At 75.8% G+C, this 5,257-nt stretch carries 2 pseudogenes; one reads left to right on the top strand and one right to left on the bottom strand.

What is annotated here, in order from left to right:
* Positions 1-5,081 (bottom strand): annotated as a pseudogene (locus tag M878_RS85130) (beta-ketoacyl synthase N-terminal-like domain-containing protein); the annotation flags it as partial.
* Here M878_RS85130 and M878_RS000000100480 point away from each other — a divergent pair.
* A pseudogene (locus tag M878_RS000000100480) lies at positions 5,061-5,257 on the top strand (hypothetical protein); the annotation flags it as partial. The pseudogenes M878_RS85130 and M878_RS000000100480 sit on opposite strands and share 21 nt — an antisense overlap.

Below are 5,257 nucleotides of genomic sequence, written 5' to 3'. Positions count from 1 at the left end.
AGCGAGCGGGGGTCGTGGGCGAGCGCCGCCCGGAGCACGGGGTAGGCGTCCGGCAGCACCGGGAGGTCCGGGCCGGGCAGCGCGCCGAGGTACACGACGCCGTCGACCGGGCCGTCGGCCCCGGTGAGGAGGTGACCGCGGTCGAGGATCACGATGTCGGCCCCGTGCGCAGTGAGCCGCGCCGCGACCTCGGCCGCCGCGCCGTCCCCGTCCCCCAGGAGGGCGAAGCGCCGGCCGGACAGCGCGGGTTCCTGGCCGGGGGCGGGGTCCGGCTCCGGGTACGGCAGGGGCACGGGCCGCAGCTCGCATCGCTGGGGGGCCACGCAGAGTGCCGGGGCGTGCGACGGCTCGGGCCGCTCCCCGGGCGGCCGTTGCCCACCCGCGTCACCTGTGGAAGACGGCTCAGCCCGCCCGCCCCCATCACCGGAGAACGACACCTCGGCGCGCCCGCCCCCACCGCCGTACGGCATCTCGGCCTGCCCACCCCCCGCACCGATGTCCGCGCCGACCCGCGCCATGAGCCACCCCGTCACCGCAGCCGCCGTACGCGCCTTGGCCAGCTCCTCCAGTTCGGTGTCGGCCAGGACGTGGGCGCCGTCCGCGATGCCGAGGCGCTTGGCGAGTTCGCCCGCGATCTCGGCGCGTTTGATCGAGTCGATGCTGAGGTCCGCCTCCAGGTCGAGACCGGGCTCGATCATGTCGACGGGGTAGCCGGTGCGCTCGCTGATGATCTGCAGGACGACCCGCTCCACGTCGTCCACCGGCGCCTCGCTGCCCGGACTGTCCGGACTGCCCGAACTGCCCGGTGCGGGCAACTCCGGTGCGGCTGGCTGGAGTTCGGGGACCGGCACCGCAGCCGCCGGTACGGGCGCGACCGGTGCCGGTGGCGCGGTGGCGCCGAAGTAGGTGAGCAGGACGTCGCGCTGGGCGGCGATCATCTCCCGGCTGGTGCGCAGGAATTCGGAGATGAGCGCGTCCCGGTCGGCCGGGGCGCCGTACGGCTGGTCGGTGGTCACCGTCGCCTCCATGACTCGTCGGGCCGGTGCGAGGGCACCGGGCAGGAGTGCTCCGTCGGCGGTGCGGACGAGCTGCCCGTCGACCGTCCAGCCGGGCCGCACGGGCGCCGGGGTGCGCAGCGCGTCGACCGCGTCGCGGCCCCGCAGGAGCCAGGCGGTGCGCACCGGCTGTCCGGCGACGGCGAGCCGGGCGAGGGCGTCGAGCCAGCCGCGCAGGCCGCTGTCGGCGTCGGGTTCGCAGGCGACCGTGCGGTGCGGCCGGTCGCCGAGGATCCGTCCGGTCAGCCGGGTGAGGACCGTGCCGGGGCCCGCCTCGACGAAGACGCGCGCGCCGGCCTCGTACATCGCCTCGATCTGGGCGGCGAACGCGACCGGGGCGCCGATCTGGGCGGCGAGTTCGGCGCGCACCTCGTCGGGGTCGGGCGGATAGGGCGCGGCGGTGCGGTTGGCCCAGACGGGGAACTCGGGCGCCCGTACCGTCTTGTCCGCGAGCACCTTGGCGAACCGCTCCCCCGCCGCGGCGACGAGCGGGCTGTGGAAGGCGCAGGCAACGGGGATGCGCCGGGCCCCGAGGCCCGCGGCCCGCAGCAGCCGTACGGCCGTCTCGACGTCCTCCGTCGGCCCCGAAATCACTGTCTGATCGGGCGAGTTGAGGTTTGCGGCGACGACCGAGCCGGGTGCCCCGGCCGTGTGCAGGGTGCGTACGACGGTCTCGGCGGAGGCACCGACCGCGGCCATGGTGCCCGGGTCGTCGCCCGCCGCCGCCAGGATCGCGCCGGCCCGCTCGGCGCTCAGCTCCAGCAGTGTCCCGGAGTCGAGGGCGCCGGCCGCGGCGAGGGCGGCCAGCTCGCCGTAGCTGTGCCCCGCGGCATGGTCGGGGCGGACCCCGGCCGAGGTGAGGAAGGCGTGGGCGGCGAGGCCCGTGATGCCGAGGGCGGGCTGGGCGATCCGGGTGTCGGTGAGGGCGGCCCGGCGGCCCTCACGGGCGGTGTCGTCGAAGGCGGCCGGCGGGTGGACGGTGTCGGCGTACGCGCGGCCGAGGTCCAGGTAGTGCCGCAGCTCGGGGAGGTGGACCAGGAGGGCGGCGAGCATGCCGGGGCGCTGGCTGCCCTGGCCGGGGAAGAGGAAGGCGATCGCACCGTCGACGGGGTCGGCGACATGGATCCCGGCGGCCGGATCGTGCTCCCCGGCGAGGAGCCGCCGCAGCTGCCCGGTGAGTTCCTCGGGGTCGCGGGAGACGACCGCGGCCCGTACCGGTTCGTGCGAGGTGTCGGCGCGGTGGGCCGCGGCGAGGGCGAGGTCGCGCAGGCGCCAGGGGCGGCCGTCGGCTTCGGCGGCCCGGAGCAGCTCCTCGGCCTGGCGATGGGCCGCCGCCGTGTCCCGGCCCCGGAAGAGGAACAGCTCGGCGGGCCAGGCGTGCACGGTCTGCCGGGGCGGTGTGGCGTGGGGGTGAGCGGCCAGTACCGCGTGGAAGTTGGTGCCGCCGAAGCCGAACGCGCTGACTCCGGCGAGGCGTTCGGCGGCCGGTGCGGTCCAGGGCCGGGCGCGGGTGTGGAAGGCGAAGGGACTGTCGTGCTCCGCCCAGGCCGGGTTGGGCCGCTCCAGGTGCAGGGTGGGCGGGGTGACCCCGGTGTACAGGGCGAGGGCGGTCTTGATCAGGCCGGCGAGTCCGGCGGCGCACTTGGTGTGCCCGATCTGCGACTTGACCGAGCCGAGCGCACAGCCGCCCGTACCGGCACCCGCCTCGCGGAACACCTCGGCGAGCACGGCTAGTTCGGTGCGGTCGCCGACGACGGTCCCGGTGCCGTGCGCCTCGACGAGGCCCACGTCCGCGGGCGAGACACCGGCGTTGCGGTACGCGCGCTCCAGTGCAGCCCGCTGGCCTTCGGGGCGGGGCGCGGTCAGGCCGAGGGAGCGGCCGTCGCTCGCGGAGCCGAGGCCCTTGACCACGCCGTAGACCCGGTCACCGTCCCGTTCGGCGTCCGCGAGCCGTTTGAGGACCAGGCAGGCCACGCCCTCGCCGAGGGCGATGCCGTCGGCGGCGGCGTCGAAGGCGCGGGAACGGCCGGTCGGGGAGAGGGCGTGGACGGAGGAGAACAGGACGAAGTCGTTGATGCCGTTGTGCAGGTCGGCGCCGCCGCACAGCACGAGGTCGCTGGTGCATGAGACGAGTTCCTTGCAGGCCACGTCGAGGGCGGCGAGGGAGGACGCGCAGGCGGCGTCCACGGTGAAGTTGGCGCCGCCGAGGTCGAGCCGGTTGGCGATCCGGCCGGAGATGACGTTGGCGAGCATGCCGGGGAAGGAGTCCTCGGTCAGCCGGGGCAGCTGCTCCTCGATGCCGTCGGGGACCTTGCCGTAGTACGCGGGGAGGACGGCGCGCAGGGTGACGGCGTTGGACAGGTCGCTGCCCGCCTCGGCACCGAAGACGACAGAGGTCCGCGAGCGGTCGAACTGCCGCCCCCGTTCGCCGTATCCGGCGTCCTCCAGCGCCCGGTGGGCCGCCTCCAGGGACAGCAGCTGGACGGGCTCGATGCTGCCGAGGGAGGCGGGCGGGATGCCGTAGCGCAGCGGGTCGAAGGGGATGCGGGGCAGGAAGCCGCCCCACTTGGACGCGGTGCTGCCGGCGGTGTGGTGCACGGCCGGGTCCCAGCGCTCGGGCGGCACCTCGGTGACGGCGTCGCGTCCGGCGACGATGCCGGCCCAGAAGGCGGCGAGGTCGGGAGCCTGCGGGAACATGCAGGCCATACCGACGATGGCGATGTCGAGGGGCGCGGGCGGTGCCGGTTCGGCGGCGGAGGGCGGGCTCGGGTGGGCGGCGGCCCGCCGGGTCAGGAGGTCGGCGGCGCCGTCGGTCACCGAGTGGTGCAGGTCCGCGAGGGTGGTGATGGCCGAGCGCAGGACGGCGACCTCGCCGGCCATGAACATCCCGTCGGAGAGCTGCCGTTCCTCGCCGACGGCCGTCAACGCGCCGTCGGCCGCGCGCTCGACGCCCTTGCTGGCGATGCGCAGCCGGCCCACGTTCAGCCGTTCCAGACCCTCCCAGATGTCGCGGTCGGGCAGGCCCCGCGCCCGTAGCGCGGCCTCCCGGGCGCGGTAGTCGCCCGTGAAGGGGCTCGGCACGCAGCGGGTGGCGTGGCCGGGGGCGGTCTCCAGCAGGGCGGTCGTGGTGGCGGCGAGGACCTGCCGCTGGAAGAGCGGCCGGATGGCGCCGTGGGCCACGGCCTCCTCGGTGAACAGGTAGGCGGTGCCCATGAGGACGCCGACGGCGGCGCCCCGCGCGGTGAGCGGCGCGGCCAGGGCCGCGACCATCGCCGCGGACCGCTCGTCGTGGATGCCTCCGGCGAAGAACACCTCCAGTCGCCTGGCCTGCGCGTTGGCGGTGCCGACGTCGGCGTCGGCGTCGTCCAGGAAGTCCTCCAGTACGGCGAGTTGGGCCTCCCACAGCGGGAAGGAGGCCCGCGGTCCCACGTGGCCGCCGCACTCGGATCCCTCGAAGACGAACCTGCGCACACCCGCGTCCAGGAACTGGCGCAGCAGCCCCGGCGAGGGCACATGCAGGAACGTGTGGATCCCGGCACGCTCCAGCGTCTCGGCCTGGGCGGGCCGTCCGCCCGCGACGATCGCGTGCGTGGGCCGCAGCTCCCGTACGGCGTCCAGCTGGGCGTTCCTGATGTCCTCGGGCGCGAAGCCGAGCACTCCGACGCCCCAGGGCCGCCCGTCCAGCACGGCCCGCGCCTCGGTGAGCATCGACCGGGTCCGCGCGCCATCGGCGAGGGCCAGCGCGAGAAACGGCAACGCCCCGTCGTCGGCGACGGCAGCGGCGAATCCGGCCTGATCACTGACCCGGGTCATGGGCCCTTGCGCGACGGGGAGCCGAGTTCCGAGAGCCCTGCTCATGGGCGATCCGGGGCGCAGGGCGGATGCCGGGCTCCGGTCGGCCACACCGTCCAGCGCCGCGGACGCCGGGCGGGCGTCAGCCGCACCATGCGGTGCCGCCGGTGCCGCGCCGCCGCCAGTCCCTTCGGGCAGAGCCGCCGGCGCCGGATGGCCATCGGCCACTGCGCGCACCACATCGAGCACCGAGCCGCCCCCGGCCACCTCGCACACCACAGCCGGCACCGGGCCGCCGTCGGCCACCTCGCCCATCCCAGCCGACACCGAACCGCCCTCGGCCACCTCGCACACCACAGCCGGCACCGGGCCGACGTCGGCCACCTCGCCCATCCCCCCGACACCGAACC

The sequence above is a fragment of the Streptomyces roseochromogenus subsp. oscitans DS 12.976 genome (assembly GCF_000497445.1).
Lineage (GTDB): Bacteria > Actinomycetota > Actinomycetes > Streptomycetales > Streptomycetaceae > Streptomyces > Streptomyces oscitans.
The sequence above is the reverse complement of the archived record's forward strand: the minus strand, read 5'-3'. Positions and strand labels throughout refer to the sequence as shown.